1 pseudogene is annotated in these 1,107 nt (G+C 45.6%); it reads right to left on the bottom strand.

The annotated features are described in order from the left end of the window. A pseudogene (locus HMPREF2764_RS02640) lies at positions 1-1,107 on the bottom strand (hypothetical protein); the annotation flags it as partial.

Here is a 1,107-nt window from a genome sequence, read left to right as displayed (position 1 = left end):
GAACTACTTCTTTCACCACCGCTTGGTACTTGACAGTAACAGGGGTTCCGTTGGCATCCACACGAGTCAATTCAAATTCTGGTGTTTCGCCCTTGAATTGCTTATCTGGGGTGAAGGTTACCTTACCTTCTGCGTCCACTTCAAACTTACCAACATTTGGCACTTCTTTAACAGCTGTACCATTGTCAAATAGTGGAGTTGAATCAGCTGGGAATGGAACCGAGTCATGACCTGGAGTGAAGGTCACTTTACCTTCTTGTACTTGACCTTGCAGACCTTCCGTCTTGTCGCCTGTTCCAGTTGGTGTTACTTTCGTAAATTCTGGACTGTAAGTCGCAGTGACTGGGGTACCATTCTTATCTACACGTTTGACTGTGACTGGATCTGGTTTACCAACGAACTTCTTGTCTGGAGTGAAGGTCACTGTACCATCTGGCGCAATCGTGTAAGTTCCTTGACCTGGAATAGATTTCTCTTTGCTTCCATCTGCGAAAGTTGGCTCGACTGTTTCATCGATTGGAACCAGTGGATCACCACCTTGGAAGCTTGGAGTGCCCGTTTGCGGAACACCCTGAGGACCTGTGCTGGTTGCGTTAGTGCTTGTTGGGGTTACCTTAGTCACTGTTGGGGTATAAGTCGCAGTGACTTCTGTTCCATTCTTATCTACACGTTTGACTGTGACTGGAGCTGGTGTGCCAACGTATTGTTTTTCTGGAGTAAAGGTAATAGAGCCATCTGGATTGATGCTGTATTCACCTACACCTGGAACTGTTTTCGTTGACTGTCCATCTTCGAAAGTCATTGGTTTCGTATCATCAATTGGAACCAATGGATTACCTTCTGTGAAGGTTGGGGTACCTTTTTGCGGTTGACCTTGGATACCATTTGAAGTGGCGTCTGTTGAAGTTGGGGTTACCTTAGTCACTGTTGGAGTATAAGTCGCAGTAACTTCTGTACCGTTCTTATCTACACGTTTCACTGTTACTGGAGCTGGAGTTCCAACGTATTGTTTTTCTGGAGTAAAGGTGATAGAACCATCAGAATTGATGCTGTATTCACCTACACCCGGAACTGTCTTCGTTGACTGACCATCTTCGAAAGTCATTG

The organism is Streptococcus sp. HMSC073F11 (assembly GCF_001810785.1).
Lineage (GTDB): Bacteria > Bacillota > Bacilli > Lactobacillales > Streptococcaceae > Streptococcus.
This window is presented reverse-complemented; position numbering and strand designations above follow the sequence as displayed.